Raw genomic sequence first — 15,850 nt, 5'->3', positions numbered from 1 at the left:
ATTTTATTTATTACGATATTTATAATTTAGAATGGTCATTATAGGATACAGCCTTGTATGAAGCGTATCTCGCCTGCTCTGCAAGCTATTTTCAAGTATAAAATTACCAAGTATCTGGTTGAAGAAGAAGTGGTGATGAATTGGGGGATACTGAAAAAATGTATCCTCATGCTTGTACTTGGCTGTGGTATCCATCTCAGCTGGATGCTTTGGGATATCTTTGTTTTACTCAGTCCTGAATATTGGCAATATGTGGATATAAGCGTGGCAAAAATGCAGATTATCCTCAATAGCCTGTTTTTACTGATTCTGCTTTGCCTGATTTATCCCTGTTATAAATTTCGAAATAACACCCGCATCGAACGTTATCTGCCCTATATCTCAGTTGGCATCTTTGTAGTTTCCCTTTGCCGCGATGCCTATATTATTGGTGTCGTCAGTCCAGTGACTATGATTGCCTATGTGAGCCTGATTACAGTAGGGCTGGTCCTGTTTTCTCGAACGCTGGTATATAGCATGCTGATTCCAGCTTCAATTTTTCTCAGTATTTGCGGTTATTTGAGCTATACCGGTCAGCTTACTTACTCACCACTTTTTACCATTCCAGGCAAACTGTTCTATAACGGTTTCTGGCTGGTATCCATGTTGTATTTTATTCTGCCTATTCTGGCTATCTGTATGATGCTGTTTGAAATCCTGCTCAGCCAGTGGCGACACCGTGAAAAACTGATTCAGCACCTAAGCCAGATTGACCCATTAACCAATCTGTTTAACCGACGTAGTATCAATCAATGTCTGGATAAACTGAATAGCGTGAAACTGGAAAGTTATGCCTTAGTTTTGTTAGATCTGGATCATTTCAAGAGAATTAATGATTACTATGGGCATCATAAAGGTGATGAAACCCTGATCCGGGTGAGTGAGGCACTCACCCAGCTGCTACGTGAAAGTGATGTGGTTGGCCGTTTTGGTGGTGAAGAATTTATTCTGGTTCTGAAAAATTCCAATCTGAAAAAGGCAGCTCAGGTGGCTGAACGCTGCCGTACTGCAATTCAGCAACTGGAAATTTATAGTGATGATGACCAGCGCATTCATGTCACTGCAAGTTTTGGTATTGCCTTGTCCAGTCCAGAACTGCGTCCGCAACAGTTATTGAGTCAGGCAGATAAAGCCCTGTATCAGGCCAAAGCGAGTGGTCGTAATCTGGTTAAAGCCTATAACGCTACACTTGATGGCGGGATGCAACTGCATCATTCGTGATTTAATTGGCTTTTCCATAATTGCACAGTACATAAAATTATTTTATTGCGCTTGAGCAAAACGTTCTATTTGTTCTAATAATTCAGCTTCAGTAAAAGCCCCAGTCAAACGCAAGCCACGAATTTCCTGTTGCTGATCATTCAAGAAGAAATATGTCGGTGGACCCAGAATTTCCCACTGATTTAACAGTGCTTGATGCGTTACATCATAATGACTGAGATCCAGTTTGATCAGAAAATACGGCGCCAAAGCCTGCTGTACCTGAGCTGATTTTAGCACCCGGTGTTCGATGGGCTGACAGGCCACACACCAGTCGGCATAAACATCGACAATAACTCGCTGCCCTTTTGGTACTGTAGCCAGTAACTGCTCAAAATCAGCAGCAGTCGCTGCGATATGCCAAGTCGCCTGTTGCTGAGCAGTTTCAACAAAGAAGCGCTGACTGTGCTGATACTGACTATAAATAATATACGGCACTGCCGTTGCCAAGCAGATAATATACAACCATCGCAGTCCGCTATTTTTCCAGAACAGCCGTGCCAATATGTAGGCCACAAAGCTTAAACCCAGCCCAAGAGAGAGCCACTGTAGTGCTGCTTCTGAAATCAGGGGGCGAATAAAATACAATGCCAGCGCCAGCATGATAAAGGCAAACAGAACCTTAACTTGATTCATCCAATGTCCCGCTCTAGGCAATATACGCGAACCGAGAACACTAGCGAGTAGCAAAGGAGTTCCCATACCAAAGCCTAAGGTAAATAGAAGCAAAGCACCCTGCCACTGACTTTGGGTTTGAGAAATAAATAGTAATGCCCCTGCCAGCGGTGCTGTCATACAAGGACCCACCAACAGTGCTGACACCATGCCCATCATACTGGCACTGACCAGAGTCCCGCCCTGTTGCATGGCTTGAACCTGATCCAGTCGATGTACCAAACGCTGTGGCAACTTGATTTCAAACAGACCAAACAGGTTGAGGGCAAAAGCCACAAATAATAGGCTAAAGGCAATTAAAGTAGCGGGCTGCTGTAGCCAGCGCTGGAAATTTAGTCCGGCAGAAGAAGCAATCAAGCCCAGTACTGCATAGACCAGAGCCATACTGATGACAAAGCATAAGGCAACCATCCAGGCCTGCATTCCGCGTCGATCCCGCACAATCAGTGAGGTCAAGATCGGTAACATTGGCAAGGAACAAGGCGTGAAAGCCAGCAGCATACCTAATCCAAAAAACAGCAACAGGCCATAGCCTAATGAACTTTCTGCCAGTTGTTCAGACCATTTCTGGTCTTTGGCAGCAAAGCTGGAGCCATCCTTATTATCTAATGTACTCACCTCGACAGATTCAGAACTATTATTCAGAATAGTGTTTTGCTGGTCTGATGAATTGCTTAGGTCAAGTAACCGTTTAGAACTGCCTTCTGTAGGCTGATATTGTACCAAGCCGGATAGATCAGTTTTAAATTCAACCGTTTGTGGCGGATAGCAGAGCCGATCTTTGGCACAACCTTGCCAGGTCACCTGATAGGTTTGCAAGGCTTGTGTCGGAATATTGAACTGTAATTGTTGATAGTAAACCTGAGTCTGACCGTAATTATCATCATGCAGGTCTTCAGCGGGTGGCAAATCCAGTTGCATTGTTTGGCCACCCTGCTGAACTTCTACCATATGCTGATAGATATAATAGTTGTCTGGAATTTCCCAGCTCAGTTCCGCCCGCTGCGAACTGCTGGAAATCGCCGTAAATGGAAAAGCCTGATCAGGCGGCAATAAAGGTGCTTGCGCCTGTACTGCACAACTCAGCAGCAGACTCCCGAACAGGATTCGGGAGCCAGATCTACTCCAGGCTTTCAGTTTTTCGGCATCCATGACGACTGGTCAAAACTCCTAGAACAGGAACGCTACGCCCAGACCTGAGGTATAACTCTTATCAGCACCATTCAGATCCACGCCCACGCTGGCATCCAGCTGAACACGATCATTCAGGGCATACATTACGCCTGTACCCAGCCCATATTCATAATCCTGGCTTTCAGCCTTGCGATAAACAAATTCCGAGAAGCCTGACCATTTGTCGGTAATTTTATATTCCAGTGTGGGTACGGCCTGGATGGCCCACTGGTCATCCTGCCACTCATAACGCATGGTAATTGAAGTATTGACCAGATCATTATATTGATAAGCCACAGCTGAACTTAAACTATAAATATCTTCTTCATTACTAAAGCCTTGATTACCTGTCGCAATCAGTATTTCAGCCAGTAAGGCCATTGAAAGTCGCTCATCATCCAGATCAATGGCTTTTTTCAAACCAATACTGACATCACCGAGACCATCATCTTCTGATTTAATGCCATCTATTTTACTTTTAGACCAGGATGGGCCCTGCCAACCCAGTTGTAATTCTAGGCTGTCACTTAAACCGGTACGCAACAACATATCGGCATTGAGTGTGGTGCTATAGTCACTGCCTGATTCAACATAGCTGGCAGAAGGCAGGCCCTGTTCCCAGACTAACTGCCCTACTGGTATCGTCGTCGTGCTAAACCCCGTGCCTGGACGGTCGAAAGCAAAATCTGCAGCAAATACCTGCGCGCTCACACTTGCCAGTACCACAAAACCCAATGTCTTTAATGTTGTCATAGATTGCTACTCTTTCTTTTTAAGTCTTAACCGAGTTCTTTGGACATCTTCGCGCCACGGCTACGCAGCAGTTCCAGTGTCTGCTTTTCTTCTTCCAGTGCTTCTGCCCAGTTAACTTCATCAAAGTCACAGTCAAAGAACAGATCACAGATTGAAGATAGAATCGTCAGGCCGTCTTCATCCCGGGTATTTGGATCGACATTTTCATCCAGTAAACGTTGTACGGCAGGTACACAGGCAGCACTGGCAGCGTCCCAAAGTGGACCATAAATTTCTTCGGCATCCCACAGGTGCAGATTCACTTTGGCTGCAATCAGGGCATCCAGAATATCAAGATGCACTTGAAGCTTCTGTTGTTTTTCTTCGTTAGATAGAACATTGCCTGCTTCATAAGCCTCACAAACTTCTTCCCACCACTTGAACAGACCATCTGACCAGACAGAAATGACCGGGCCTTTTTCCATATCAATAAAATTTGGGTTGAGTCCATCTGCCAGGAGCTTTTTCACCTGATTCAGATCCAGTTCTTCGAGTGCTTGCACAAAAAGCTGTTGTTGCGCAGTTAACATGATGGAGCTCACTTCAATTCGTTTTCGACTATTATGCCGAATAAAGCAGGATTTGTTTTATTCTCATTCGTTTATTTTATCTAAAATTGAAAAAAGCCCCGTAGGGGCCTTTTTCATCTGCAAACTTTTTATTCTTCTATATCTGTAACCGTTTCTTCGGCAAGTTTTAGCGGATTACCACGCACATTGTCTTTTTTCTCAATTACATGTTCCAGGCTGCGTTTTAAACGATCAATGGCCCCACGAATTGCGGTATCAATATTGTGACCATGATGGTTGACCACAATTGGCTTCAAGCCAGCAGGACGTGCTTCGATCATGCAGCGAATATCATCATCGCCACCTTTTGCGGCATTTTCATCACTAAGATGCACGGAGAAATGGGTAATACGCTCACTGTGGCGCTGGAATTCCTGATTTAATTCGGTACGAACGTAAGTAATTAGACGATCACTATTGCGAATATTTTTATCGGTACGGAGTTCAATGTTCATAAAATACCATCCTCAAATCATTGTAACTTTTTAGTGCAGATTTTTTATCTTGGCACGTTTGTAGCTTGCTGTTTTGTATTGCATTTCACTTCTTCAAATCGTTTTGGATTAACCCTCCACATTGAATGATGAACACATTTTTGAGTCTGCAAAACCGTGTCCTTATACCTTGAATATCGGTCCTCTCTTAAAAATATGCAAGTGATATTTTGATTTTTTTAGCAAAAGGACAACCAATAGTGACAACTGCTTACTTACGCGGAAAACAATTGATTGAAACGATACAAAAGCAAGAATATTCACGCGATTTAATTGGCTATCACGGCACTCCCCCACATGCACAGTGGCCCAATGCTGCCCGGATAGCGGTACAGTTTGTATTGAACTATGAAGAAGGCGGTGAAAATCATGTCGAACATGGTGATAGCGGTTCCGAGCAGTTTCTGTCCGAAATCGTGGGTGCTGCCAGTTTTCCGGCAGTACATCGCTCCATGGATTCAATGTATGAATATGGCTCACGTGCTGGTTTTTGGCGTATTCATGAGGAGTTTCAAAAACGTGGCTGGCCTATGACAATTTTTGGAGTCGGTATGGCACTGGCTCGTAATCCTTATATCGTCGAGGCCATTAAGGCGGCTGATTATGATGTGGTCTCACATGGCCAGCGCTGGTTGCATTATCAGGATATGGAGATTGAAACTGAACGTCAGCATATGGATCAGGCCTTAAGTGTGCTGACTGAACTCTTTGGGGAAACGCCAATTGGCTGGTATACCGGACGCGACAGTCCCAATACACGTCAATTATTAGCTGAATTTTCTCAGATTAAATATGACTCTGATTATTATGGTGATGACCTCCCATTTTGGAGCACCTTAACTGAACCAAATGGTCAAAAACGCCCTCATTTGATCATCCCCTATACATTAGAGTGCAATGATATGAAGTTTAGCTCTCCGGGTGGTTTCAATTCAGGTGAGCAATTTTACCAATATTTAAAAGATACCTTCGATGTGCTCTACAGTGAAGGGGAAACTGCACCAAAAATGATGTCAATTGGCATGCACTGTCGCCTACTCGGACGTCCGGGACGCTTCAAAGCCTTGCAGCGCTTTATGGATTATGTACAGAGCCATGACAAAGTATGGGTCTGTCGTCGCAACGATATTGCACAACATTGGTACACCCACCATTTTCCTGCGCACCAGGACTAATCATTCACTAAAGTCCCCTAAAGAGAGCATGCTGCTCTCTTTTTTATTTTGACCTTCTGGTGGACTCGCTTGTCATACGATTGTCGGCACTTTGGCATTGTTATTGCAATTTCCAGTGAGAAACACAGATCACAAAGCTTAAATTATGCAATTAACTGAATTTAACCAGGCATCTGACAGCGATATTGAACTGCTGCTCAAGCAGTGTGTGCATATTGACCGTTGGGCTGAAGAATTAAAGCAGCAGCGACCTTTTACTTCACGCGATGAGCTGCTCGAAGCTGCCAAAAGACAGGCACAGACCTGGACTTGGGAAGAAATTTCCAAGGCGCTCGCAACCCATCCTCGGATTGGTGAAAAGCAGGCACAGACCGCTTTAACCGCCAAAGAAGAAGGTTTTTCCGAGCGAGAACAAGCCGCGATTTCACAAGATGAAGAAACTCAAGCCGCTTTGCTAAAAGGCAATCTGGCCTATGAGAAAAAATTTGATTTCATCTTCCTGATTCGCGCAGCAGGTCGTAGTAGCGAAGAGATTCTGACAGCATTGAATTATCGCCTGGTGAATGACCTAGATACTGAAAAGCATATTGTTCATCAGCAACTTTTAGAAATTGCTTTGTTACGTCTGGCACAGGAGATTGATGCATGATCAGCACCCATATTCTTGATACTCATCTGGGTAAACCTGCAGCCGATGTTGAAGTCAAATTAATGGATGCCACAGGTCAGGTATTGGCGACTGCTAGCACCAATAATGATGGCCGGGTACTGGTGCCGGATTTTGGCTTAGACATTATTAGCACCGGTGACTACAGCATCGAGTTTGCAACCAAAGCCTATTTTGATGTCCAAGGCTTGGCTACATTTTTCCCAAAGGCTGTGATCCATTTCAGCATTTTAGATGCTGCTCAGCATTATCACATTCCATTACTCATCAGCCCTTTTGCTTATTCGACCTATCGCGGTAGTTAAGTTAGCCCGCTCATTATTCAGAATAGAGAAGGATTTTATATGTCAGAACAAGAAAAAACTGTCTCACCCGAACATGAGTTTTTAGGGGTTGGAAAAAGTGCGGCTTATGGCTTGCAGCATGTATTGACCATGTATGGCGGTATTATTGCCCCACCCCTGATTGTGGGTACTGCTGCAGGCCTGAGCGGTATGGAAATCGGTCTGTTGATTGCCGCAGCACTATTTGTGGGTGGTCTAGCAACAATTTTACAGACAGCAGGCGTGAAATATGTCGGTGCTCGCTTGCCTTTGGTACAAGGGGTATCTTTTGCTGGCGTAGCCACTATGGTGGCGATCGTGACCACCGGAGGAGGATTGCAGGCAGTCTATGGCGCTGTAATTGTCTCTGGTCTGATCGGTTTCTTCCTAGCACCCTATTTCTCTAGAATTATCCGGTTTTTCCCACCGGTAGTCACTGGCTGTGTGATCACCATCATTGGTCTGTCCTTACTGCCAGTTGCAGTACGCTGGATGATGGGTGGCAACAAAAATGCTGAAAACTGGGGTAGTGCAGAAAATGTTAGCTTGGCGCTAATGACCTTAGCCATTGTAATTTTGCTGAATTTATCCCGCAATGCCACAGTACGTCGTTTGTCCATTCTGCTATCTATTGTATTAGGAAGCATAATTGCAGGTTTAATCGGCTTTGGTGACTTTTCTAAAGTGGCAGATGGTGCATGGTTACAATTCCCGAGTTTTTTTGCTTTTGGCATGCCCACGTTTGAATTGACAGCCATTCTTTCCATGTTGATTGTGACTTTGGTAATCATGACTGAAACCACGGCTGATATTATTGCAGTTGGTGAAATTGTCGGTACCAAAGTCGATGCTGACCGTATTTCTGATGGCTTGCGTGCGGACATGCTGTCGAGTGCCGCAGCCCCTATCTTCGGTTCGTTTATGCAAAGTGCTTTTGCACAGAATGTTGGACTGGTGGCGATTACTGGAGTTAAGAGCCGTTTTGTTGTGACCGCAGGCGGCATTATTCTGGTGGTACTGGGCTTGCTACCAATTATGGGCCGTTTAATTGCGTCTATTCCCGTACCGGTGCTAGGGGGTGCAGGCTTGGTGTTATTTGGAACAGTTGCAGCCAGCGGTATTCGTACCTTAGCGAAGATTGACTATAACGAGCAAAAGAACCTGATCATTGTAGCAACGTCAATCGCTGCCGGCATGGTGCCTATCATTGATCACAGTTTTTATGCAGATTTTCCAAAATGGGTTCAAACTTTATTCCACTCTGGTATTAGTTCAACCTGTTTAATGGCCATTTTACTGAATATCTTATTCAACCATTTAAACTGGTTTAAGACTAAGAATTTGGCCAATGCTGAACCGGTAGTAGATAGCCACCACTAAACCTGATTAGAAAAGTTGGTCGGAATATTGCATATAAATTTCAGTTACCGATCAATTTTCACTTTATTTTTACTTATTAATCTGTATGCTTTATCTGCTTTCTTGGGGGAGAGATTTTAAATGAAACTTAAACAAATCGTAGCACTTTGTGCATTGGCTTCTACTGCGGCTGTTACTCAAGCAGCACCTATCTGGCAAGACTTTAGCTTAACAGGTCTGTATGGTGAAAACTATGCTGTCCCTTTTGCAGGTGATGACAACAAACAGACCACGATAACTGCTGAATATGCAGCAGGTCTTAAGTATGGCGATTTTTTTGCTTTTGCTGACCGTAGTAATACTGACTTTGGTAATGAAACCTATTTCGAAGTTGCACCACGTTTAAGCCTGGGCGCTGTAACAGGTCAAAAACTTGAATTGGGTCCAATTAAAGACGTTCTTATCGCGACAACTTGGGAAGGCAGCGCTAGCGCTAATACTGACTTTAACAACTACTTATATGGTATTGGTTTTGCACTTGATATTCCATACACAAGTTATGCGAATATCAATTTCTACAAAGCTGACAACGATGACACACCAGATGATTATCAAATGACCATCACTTATGCAGTGCCATTTAAAATCGGTTCTGAAGAATTCCTGGCAGATGCTTTCCTGGATTGGTCAACTGCTGAGAAAAATGGTCACGCAAGTGAATTGAACTGGACATCTCAGTACAAATGGAATGTAGGCAAACACATTTCTCCTGAGACTAAACTTTACCTTGGTATTGAGCATTCTGTCTGGAATAACAAATATGCCATTAAAGGTTTAGATCAACACGATGTCAGCGCTCTTGTGAAGTATCACTTCTAAGAGATGTTATCTTAAGAGCAGAACTTCGGTTCTGCTTTTTTTATTTCTTTAATTTAACTTAATCAGTAGGTAGTTCAATGAGTGCAGTTCAGATCCGTACAGCCAATATAGACGACCTTGAAAGTATCCTTAATATTTATAATCAGGAGATTATCAACGGTACTGCCACCTGGAACCATACTGCGATGGCATGGTCAGATATACAGGCCTGGTTCAAAACCCTTCAAGATCAGAACTATCCGGTACTCGTTGCAGAACATCAGCCTACAGCTAAAGTCATTGGCTATGCCAATTATGATGAGTTCCGTAGTATTCAGGGTTTCTCTAAAACAATTGAACATGCGGTCTTTCTACATCCTGACTACACTGGTCAAGGGATAGGAAAACAGTTGTTATTGCGCTTGATGGAAATTGCCAGCAGGCAGGGCCTGCATATCATGGTGGCAGCAATTGATTCGGAAAATATAGCATCCATTCATTTGCATCAAAAACTTGGCTTTATCCAAACGGGTTATATGCCGCAGGTGGGAGAAAAATTTGGTCAGTGGCGTGATCTGGTCTTGCTTCAGCTGAACCTGGATCAAAATTCACTTTAGATTTTTCTATATTAAAAACTGACTGCAACAAGAAAATACAGAGATAAAAAAAAGGGCTTACGCCCTTCTGCTGATCAATCATTGTTATTATTTTATATGCTTATTATCATGAATTTTCATACAATTTTCAGTCCAAAGGGTTACCGATAATATTGCTAATAATGCCTTTCATAATATGTGGGCCATTTTCACGACGTAATTCTTCATACCATTCCATTGTTACCTCTTTATCTTTCATATGAGTGACATCACAGCGTTTACGCGCACGCAGCACCAGTTCATTCGCACGTTCATTGCGTTTATTCTGATAGCGACGTAATGAGTCCTGTAATCCCAGTGTATTGATCTGAAGTGCACGAGCCAGATAGATTGCATCTTCCATCGCCTGGCAACCGCCTTGACCAATATCCGGCGTTGTACTGTGGGCTGCATCACCGACAATGACGACATTGCCTTTATAAAAATCGGCAAATGGTTCGATGTCATGAATTTCGACACGATTGGTACGCTGCTCATCAATTGCCTCAATCAGCTTTTGAACCTGAGGGCACCAGTCTTTAAAGTATTCTTTGAGTAATGTTTTATATTGGCTACGCACATTCTCCAGCCCTACTGGCAATGGCACATCAAAAAAGAAGTAGAAACGGTTATTTGCAACCGGCATCAGTGAAGCACGTTTGCCCTCACCGACAAAAGTGGTCCATTGATCAGCAGGGGCTAAATCTTCCGATACCTCAACCAGACCATTCCAGTTCACATAACCGGCATATCGACGCGATACAGTTTCACCGAGCACATAAGCGCGGGTCATGGAATGGGTTCCATCGGCACCAACCAGCAAGTCTGTTTGAATTTCTGAACCGTCTGCAAAGCTAACGGTAACCTGTTGTCCATCATCATTGAGCGCCACCATTTTTTTACCGAGATGAATATCAGCATGACCAAATTCATCCATCAGCATATTCTGTAATTCGGCACGAGAGACTGGATATGGACGCTGCCCCACTTCTTCAATCAGCGGATAAAGGCTGAACTGGGTCATAACATCGCCAGTCAGACCATCAACATAAGCCAGATTATCCATCTGCCCGCCCAGTTGGGCGACCTGGTCAGTTAAACCTAAATAATTCAGACATTTCACCCCATTGGACCAGAGAGAAATCGCAGCACCCACGGGCAAAATCTGTTCGGCCTGCTCATAAATGCTGACCTGATGTCCGAACTTCTTTAATGCAATGCCTGTGGTTAAGCCCGCCATCCCGGCGCCAATAATGGTGATATTCATTGTTCCCCCTAAGTTAATAAATGTTGATCCATCTCAGGGAGACAAAGCGAAAAGTGTGCCATTTTTCGAATAGTTTCAAATACCCAGATTCAAGTTGGCACATGCTGTGCATTATTTTTTAAAGTACTGCCTTGTTTTGGGGAGAAAAAAACAGGGCATTGGCTATCTTTAGCCCGTAAAAAATGACAGTTGAATAAATTTAGAATGGAAGATTGATATGGCGACCCTGTTTGCACCTGCTTTTGAAATACCTGCACAGTTACAGCAACTTACTAATCTGGCAGATGAACGTATTGGTGCAAAAGTATTGCAATGTTCAGATGATTTTTTTGCTGAAGCACAGCGCATGCTCCAATTTACAGCACCTATTTTTGTCGAAGATAAGTTCGATGATCATGGCAAATGGATGGATGGTTGGGAAACCCGCCGCAAGCGTCATGCCGGCTATGACTGGGCAATTGTAAAGCTTGGTGTTGCAGGAAAAATTAGTGCACTGGATATTGATACCACTTTTTTTAGTGGCAACTATCCTGCCTCCGCTGCAGTTGAAGCCTGCTATGCACCAGATCAGAACCTGGAGCAGGTTGAATGGCACCAAATTTTACCAAACAGTATATTAGGTCCAAGCCAGCATCATATTTTTCAAATTGCTTCAGAAAACACTTATACCCATTTGCGTTTAAATATCTACCCGGATGGTGGTGTAGCCCGTCTGCGCGTTTATGGAGATGTGCAGATTCAGTTAAAAGACAGCAATGAAACTCTGGATCTGCTGGCACTGGAAAATGGCGGACGTGTGATTGCCTACAGTGATGCGCATTTTGGTCATCCACGTAACCTAATTAACCCAGGCCGTGGCATCAATATGGGCGATGGCTGGGAAACCAAACGTCGCCGTGCTCCAGGTTTTGACTGGTGTATTCTGGCTTTAGGCCAAGCTGGAAAAATTGAAAAAATTGATATTGATACTGCACACTTCAAAGGCAACTATCCAGCAGAAGTCTCTATTCAAGCCGTCTATATAGAAGATGCGACTGATCCGCAACTGATTCCGCAAAGCATGTTCTGGCCTTTCCTGCTTGAAGCCCAGCCCATGCAGATGGATCACGTGCATAGCTTTATCAATGAAATTCTGGTACATGAAAAGATTTCACATATCCGTGTGAATATGATTCCTGATGGCGGTATTAGCCGTATCCGTTTATGGGGAAAGGTAGCTGATTAATGCGATTGACCCTCCCTCTCCACAGGATGGTCAATCGAACAGCTGTTTTAACAGATGGCAGTGGACCTGATCTCAGAATCGGGTTCACTGCCAAACTTATCCCTACCTTCTGACAGATCAAATCCGCTCATTTACTTTCTACTCACATTTTCCTCAAAGTATCCTCCTTGCTTACTTAATATACAGGGATAAAATAGTGAGATTAATCAAGAAAGTCTTGTCATAAAAACACGAGCAAAGGGAATGTAAAAGAATGAAAAATACGATTCAGATTCAGCTATTAACCAGTGAAAACTTTGCTCGTTTTGGTGAAGTCATCAGCTGTCAGGGTAATGACTATTTCCATATCAACGATGCACATACCGAGCGTTATCATGCACTGGTGATGACTGAAATTATGGGAGATGCCAAAGCGGGGATCAGTATTTTTAGAAATATTAAAAGTACTCAAATTCCTTTTGAAATCTCCATGCTGGAACGACATCCGAATGGTTCTCAAGCCTTTATCCCCATGCAGGGACAAAAGTTCCTGATTGTCGTTGCGCCAAGTTTGGATACAGACACTCCGGATCTGTCTCAGCTTTGTGCATTTATTACAGATGGAACTCAAGGGATCAATTACCGGGCAGGTACTTGGCATCATCCCCTGCTGACCCTAGAGGCACCCAGTGATTTTGCCGTGGTTGACCGGATTGGTACCGGACATAATTGCGATGTCTATCAGTTTCCCGAAACTTTCAAAATCGAAGGAAATCTCTTCTAATCACAAGACCAATATTTACTTGAAGTATGCTGTGTGTTTTATTCAGAATAAGAATTAAAACTGAGCAAAACCATGTATAAGTCTTTAGTTGCTATCACCCTGACTGCTTTGAGTCCTCTTTGTTTTTCAGATACCCCCTTTCAACAGGAATTACGAGCTGGCTGTGCCAAGGTCAAAAGCTATGCAGCCACTGGTAAGCAATTCTATGATCAGAAACAGTATGCCAAGGCCGTTGAACAGTTTGAACAACAGGCGGCATGGTCAAGCTTTTGCAGTATGAATGTAGAAGATGGCGGCATTGCTTTTACCGAGCACGCAATGAGTACTGCGTTTAATAATGTTGGCCTGAGTTATGCCAAACTAGGCAAACCGCAATGGGCACGTGCCTGGTTTTCTGTCTATCCTGACGCTAAAAACAGCCAGTTCAACTTGAAACAGCTTCCTGCCCCAAAGCAAAGTTCTCACCTGTCTGGAAAATATGTACGTTACGCGGGTTTTGGGCAATGGAATACTATTGAAGTGAAACGTACTGCAAAGTCCTATGCACTAGAATTTAATGGCTTATATATGGGAATTCGCAGTCTGATTTATGGACCAAATATCGGTGAATTCCAGACCACCATGCCATTTAATCAAACTCAAACCAGCTATCGTGCAAATGACTGTAAAATTAATTTGGATTTTAAATTTGATTCAAAAGTTGGGCAGCAGCTTCATGTAAAAGAAACTAACATCATGAGTTGTGGTTTTGGTCATAATGTGTCGGCGAGTGGAGTTTATTTGAAAGTTGAATAAATCTTCAATTTTATAAAAATTATCATTTAATATACCGCAGACAATAAAAATAGATTAGAGGGAAACGATGGCAAAATTTTTAAATACCAGCGCAACGAATTTCTTCCTGGAAGAGCTGATTAAGAGTGCAAAAGAACGTTTAATCCTGATTAGTCCATACTTGCGTTTGAATGATCGAATTAAAGAATTATTAGAAGATAAAGACCGGCTAAAAATTGATATTCGCATCGTATATGGGAAGAGCGATCTACATCCAGAAGAGATTAAATGGCTGCAAAAACTTGATTATGTCCGTCTTAGTTTCTGTAAGAACCTACATGCTAAATGCTATCTCAATGAGTCTGAATGTATTATCTCAAGCTTAAATCTCTATGAGTTTAGCCAGGTCAATAATAATGAGATGGGCATTTTGGTTCGCAAATACGAAGATGATATTGTCTTTAAAGAAGCCTACGAGGAAGCTCAGCGGATTATACGTATCAGTGAAGAAGTCCGAATTAGTCTAGATGAAGTAAAAAATGAATCTGGTTCTAAAGAAACTGAGATAGATGAAGAAAGTAATACTTTTTCTAGACTTACCACGTCTAAACTCGCTGCAAAGCACAAAATTAAAACAGCTGATTTGCTCGATAAGATGACAGAGAAAGGTTTTTTAAAACTCAATGAAAGTGGTAAACACCTTCTAACTGAGCAAGGAAAAGAAATTGGTGGTGAGTTTAGACCAAGTCAGTATGGCGGCTATTTCCTCTGGAATGAAAATACCGAGATCTAAATAAAAATTTTAAGTCTCCTCTCCTTCTAGGAGAGGGTTAGGGTGAGGTCGTAAATCCTCCAAAGATTCCTATACTAAGGGAAAACTAAGCCACTGCCTGATTCTGACAAGCTGACATGACATGCAATACCGCAGCCGTCCGTGTTTCTACATAGAGCTTTTCAAAGACATGCTCAAGATGCTTGTTCACCGTCCGCGGGCTGAGCTGTAAGATCTCGGCAATATCCCGGTTGGTCTTCCCCATCGTGACCCAATGCATCACTTCTGCTTCACGCGGCGTCAGGTTTGGACAGGCCTGCGCGATTTCCTCTGCGCTCGGCATTTGGGTCTGCTCTTTCAACTGTACCAAGACATGTTTAGAGATATGCCCTGCATACAGTTTGGTGAGCAGGTTAAGCTGTAACTGCTGATGGCCATGACCATACTGACCATGTAGTAAGTGTGCTTGATCTGGCTGCTTGAGCAAGTCCTGTAGCCACTGATTCAAACTGGACTGAAAATGCTGTACATCCACCTGATGATTTTTCAGCAATTCACTGACGATTGGGGTCTGCCAGATAATTTCACCTTCCAGATTCAGCGATAAAATCGCACTGCCTGTTGCATCCAGCATTTGTCGCTGCTGATGCATCAGACGCGCCTGTAACAAATGGGTTTTTACTCGTGCCCGAACTTCATCAATATTTAAAGGCTTGGTGACATAGTCTACCCCACCGACCTGAAAGCCTTTGAGGATATGTTCGGTTTCTGTCAGCCCGGTCATAAAGATCACCGGAATATGTTCAGTCACTGGACTGGCTTTAAGCTGAGTGCAGGTTTCGAAGCCATCCATCTCCGGCATACTGCCATCAAGCAGGATCATGTCAGGCTGAATACGATGCGCAATTTCAATTGCATCAAATCCATTGGTCGCCACAAGTACCTGATAGCCAGCCTGATCTAGGCTCTCATGCAATAGACTTAGATTTTCAGGTATATCATCCACAATCAAAATACTTTCTAACATGCC

17 protein-coding genes are annotated in these 15,850 nt (G+C 43.3%); 11 read left to right on the top strand and 6 right to left on the bottom strand.

The genetic code is table 11. From position 1 onward, the window contains the following. The first annotated feature begins 57 nt into the window (after window positions 1-57). Window positions 58-1,260, top strand: a complete 1,203-nt coding sequence (locus F899_RS01895; protein WP_005220537.1) for a GGDEF domain-containing protein — start codon at window positions 58-60, stop codon at window positions 1,258-1,260. Between the two features lie 42 nt (window positions 1,261-1,302). Here F899_RS01895 and dsbD read toward each other — a convergent pair whose 3' ends face one another. The 4 genes from dsbD to F899_RS01875 all read right to left on the bottom strand — a co-directional run bounded on the left by dsbD (window position 1,303) and on the right by F899_RS01875 (window position 4,963). After that, window positions 1,303-3,126 carry a protein-disulfide reductase DsbD gene (gene dsbD / locus F899_RS01890; RefSeq protein ID WP_005220536.1) on the bottom strand — a complete coding sequence of 608 codons (1,824 nt, stop codon included), beginning with the start codon at window positions 3,124-3,126 and terminating at the stop codon, window positions 1,303-1,305. 18 nt (window positions 3,127-3,144) lie between these two features. Then, window positions 3,145-3,900 carry a transporter gene (locus tag F899_RS01885; protein ID WP_005220535.1) on the bottom strand — a complete coding sequence of 252 codons (756 nt, stop codon included), beginning with the start codon at window positions 3,898-3,900 and terminating at the stop codon, window positions 3,145-3,147. A 26-nt stretch (window positions 3,901-3,926) separates the two neighbouring features. Further along, entirely contained in the window at window positions 3,927-4,469 is a 543-nt protein-coding gene (locus F899_RS01880; protein ID WP_004890821.1) for an ankyrin repeat domain-containing protein, read from the bottom strand. A 128-nt stretch (window positions 4,470-4,597) separates the two neighbouring features. Further along, window positions 4,598-4,963, bottom strand: coding sequence for an HPF/RaiA family ribosome-associated protein (locus F899_RS01875; protein ID WP_004813805.1), 366 nt, complete (start codon window positions 4,961-4,963; stop codon window positions 4,598-4,600). Window positions 4,964-5,202: 239 nt separating this feature from the next. Between F899_RS01875 and puuE the strand changes: the two genes are divergently transcribed. From puuE to F899_RS01845, 6 genes are all read left to right on the top strand, one after another. Then, the gene (gene puuE / locus F899_RS01870) at window positions 5,203-6,177 is read left to right on the top strand and encodes an allantoinase PuuE (protein WP_005220534.1); all 975 of its coding nucleotides are present in this window, start codon (window positions 5,203-5,205) and stop codon (window positions 6,175-6,177) included. 145 nt (window positions 6,178-6,322) lie between these two features. Continuing rightward, on the top strand, window positions 6,323-6,826 hold the full coding sequence (gene uraD, locus F899_RS01865) for a 2-oxo-4-hydroxy-4-carboxy-5-ureidoimidazoline decarboxylase (protein WP_005220533.1): 504 nt from the start codon (window positions 6,323-6,325) through the stop codon (window positions 6,824-6,826). Further along, window positions 6,823-7,149, top strand: coding sequence for a hydroxyisourate hydrolase (gene uraH / locus F899_RS01860; protein ID WP_005220531.1), 327 nt, complete (start codon window positions 6,823-6,825; stop codon window positions 7,147-7,149). The genes uraD and uraH overlap by 4 nt, the downstream gene beginning before the upstream one ends. 39 nt (window positions 7,150-7,188) lie before the next feature. Next, window positions 7,189-8,547, top strand: coding sequence for a nucleobase:cation symporter-2 family protein (locus tag F899_RS01855; RefSeq protein WP_005220529.1), 1,359 nt, complete (start codon window positions 7,189-7,191; stop codon window positions 8,545-8,547). Window positions 8,548-8,667: 120 nt separating this feature from the next. Next, window positions 8,668-9,405 carry an outer membrane protein OmpK gene (locus F899_RS01850; RefSeq protein WP_005220527.1) on the top strand — a complete coding sequence of 246 codons (738 nt, stop codon included), beginning with the start codon at window positions 8,668-8,670 and terminating at the stop codon, window positions 9,403-9,405. A gap of 77 nt (window positions 9,406-9,482) precedes the next feature. Further along, window positions 9,483-10,001, top strand: a complete 519-nt coding sequence (locus F899_RS01845; protein ID WP_005220525.1) for a GNAT family N-acetyltransferase — start codon at window positions 9,483-9,485, stop codon at window positions 9,999-10,001. A 127-nt stretch (window positions 10,002-10,128) separates the two neighbouring features. Here F899_RS01845 and hpxO read toward each other — a convergent pair whose 3' ends face one another. Further along, window positions 10,129-11,286, bottom strand: coding sequence for an FAD-dependent urate hydroxylase HpxO (hpxO, locus tag F899_RS01840; RefSeq protein ID WP_005220523.1), 1,158 nt, complete (start codon window positions 11,284-11,286; stop codon window positions 10,129-10,131). Window positions 11,287-11,503: 217 nt separating this feature from the next. Here hpxO and alc point away from each other — a divergent pair, with 217 nt between their 5' ends. The 4 genes from alc to F899_RS01820 all read left to right on the top strand — a co-directional run bounded on the left by alc (window position 11,504) and on the right by F899_RS01820 (window position 14,841). Continuing rightward, a complete protein-coding gene (gene alc / locus F899_RS01835; RefSeq protein ID WP_005220522.1) occupies window positions 11,504-12,511 on the top strand; it encodes an allantoicase in 1,008 nt (335 codons plus the stop codon). 253 nt (window positions 12,512-12,764) lie between these two features. Continuing rightward, window positions 12,765-13,274: an ureidoglycolate lyase gene (locus tag F899_RS01830; protein ID WP_004813822.1), complete on the top strand. Its 510-nt coding sequence runs from the start codon at window positions 12,765-12,767 to the stop codon at window positions 13,272-13,274. A 72-nt stretch (window positions 13,275-13,346) separates the two neighbouring features. Further along, a complete protein-coding gene (locus F899_RS01825; RefSeq protein ID WP_005220521.1) occupies window positions 13,347-14,069 on the top strand; it encodes a hypothetical protein in 723 nt (240 codons plus the stop codon). Between the two features lie 67 nt (window positions 14,070-14,136). After that, window positions 14,137-14,841 carry a phospholipase D family protein gene (locus F899_RS01820; RefSeq protein ID WP_004890846.1) on the top strand — a complete coding sequence of 235 codons (705 nt, stop codon included), beginning with the start codon at window positions 14,137-14,139 and terminating at the stop codon, window positions 14,839-14,841. 85 nt (window positions 14,842-14,926) lie between these two features. Here the strand turns inward: F899_RS01820 and F899_RS01815 are convergent, their stop codons facing one another. After that, complete coding sequence (locus tag F899_RS01815) at window positions 14,927-15,847, bottom strand: response regulator (protein ID WP_005220520.1); 921 nt, start codon at window positions 15,845-15,847, stop codon at window positions 14,927-14,929. Window positions 15,848-15,850 lie beyond the last annotated feature (3 nt).

Source organism: Acinetobacter sp. CIP 101934, assembly GCF_000369585.1.
GTDB classification, from domain to species: Bacteria; Pseudomonadota; Gammaproteobacteria; order Pseudomonadales; family Moraxellaceae; genus Acinetobacter; species Acinetobacter schindleri.
Note: the sequence above shows the minus strand (reverse complement) of the source record. Positions and strands in the feature narration are given on the sequence as shown.

What these genes read in the sequence shown, in the direction of transcription:
- F899_RS01895 (WP_005220537.1), top strand. Translation starts at nt 58, where the DNA reads ATGAAGCGTATCTCGCCTGCTCTGCAAGCTATTTTCAAGTATAAAATT.
- dsbD (WP_005220536.1), bottom strand. Translation starts at nt 3,126, where the DNA reads ATGGATGCCGAAAAACTGAAAGCCTGGAGTAGATCTGGCTCCCGAATC.
- F899_RS01885 (WP_005220535.1), bottom strand. Translation starts at nt 3,900, where the DNA reads ATGACAACATTAAAGACATTGGGTTTTGTGGTACTGGCAAGTGTGAGC.
- F899_RS01880 (WP_004890821.1), bottom strand. Translation starts at nt 4,469, where the DNA reads ATGTTAACTGCGCAACAACAGCTTTTTGTGCAAGCACTCGAAGAACTG.
- F899_RS01875 (WP_004813805.1), bottom strand. Translation starts at nt 4,963, where the DNA reads ATGAACATTGAACTCCGTACCGATAAAAATATTCGCAATAGTGATCGT.
- uraD (WP_005220533.1), top strand. Translation starts at nt 6,323, where the DNA reads ATGCAATTAACTGAATTTAACCAGGCATCTGACAGCGATATTGAACTG.
- uraH (WP_005220531.1), top strand. Translation starts at nt 6,823, where the DNA reads ATGATCAGCACCCATATTCTTGATACTCATCTGGGTAAACCTGCAGCC.
- F899_RS01855 (WP_005220529.1), top strand. Translation starts at nt 7,189, where the DNA reads ATGTCAGAACAAGAAAAAACTGTCTCACCCGAACATGAGTTTTTAGGG.
- F899_RS01850 (WP_005220527.1), top strand. Translation starts at nt 8,668, where the DNA reads ATGAAACTTAAACAAATCGTAGCACTTTGTGCATTGGCTTCTACTGCG.
- F899_RS01845 (WP_005220525.1), top strand. Translation starts at nt 9,483, where the DNA reads ATGAGTGCAGTTCAGATCCGTACAGCCAATATAGACGACCTTGAAAGT.
- hpxO (WP_005220523.1), bottom strand. Translation starts at nt 11,286, where the DNA reads ATGAATATCACCATTATTGGCGCCGGGATGGCGGGCTTAACCACAGGC.
- alc (WP_005220522.1), top strand. Translation starts at nt 11,504, where the DNA reads ATGGCGACCCTGTTTGCACCTGCTTTTGAAATACCTGCACAGTTACAG.
- F899_RS01830 (WP_004813822.1), top strand. Translation starts at nt 12,765, where the DNA reads ATGAAAAATACGATTCAGATTCAGCTATTAACCAGTGAAAACTTTGCT.
- F899_RS01825 (WP_005220521.1), top strand. Translation starts at nt 13,347, where the DNA reads ATGTATAAGTCTTTAGTTGCTATCACCCTGACTGCTTTGAGTCCTCTT.
- F899_RS01820 (WP_004890846.1), top strand. Translation starts at nt 14,137, where the DNA reads ATGGCAAAATTTTTAAATACCAGCGCAACGAATTTCTTCCTGGAAGAG.
- F899_RS01815 (WP_005220520.1), bottom strand. Translation starts at nt 15,847, where the DNA reads ATGTTAGAAAGTATTTTGATTGTGGATGATATACCTGAAAATCTAAGT.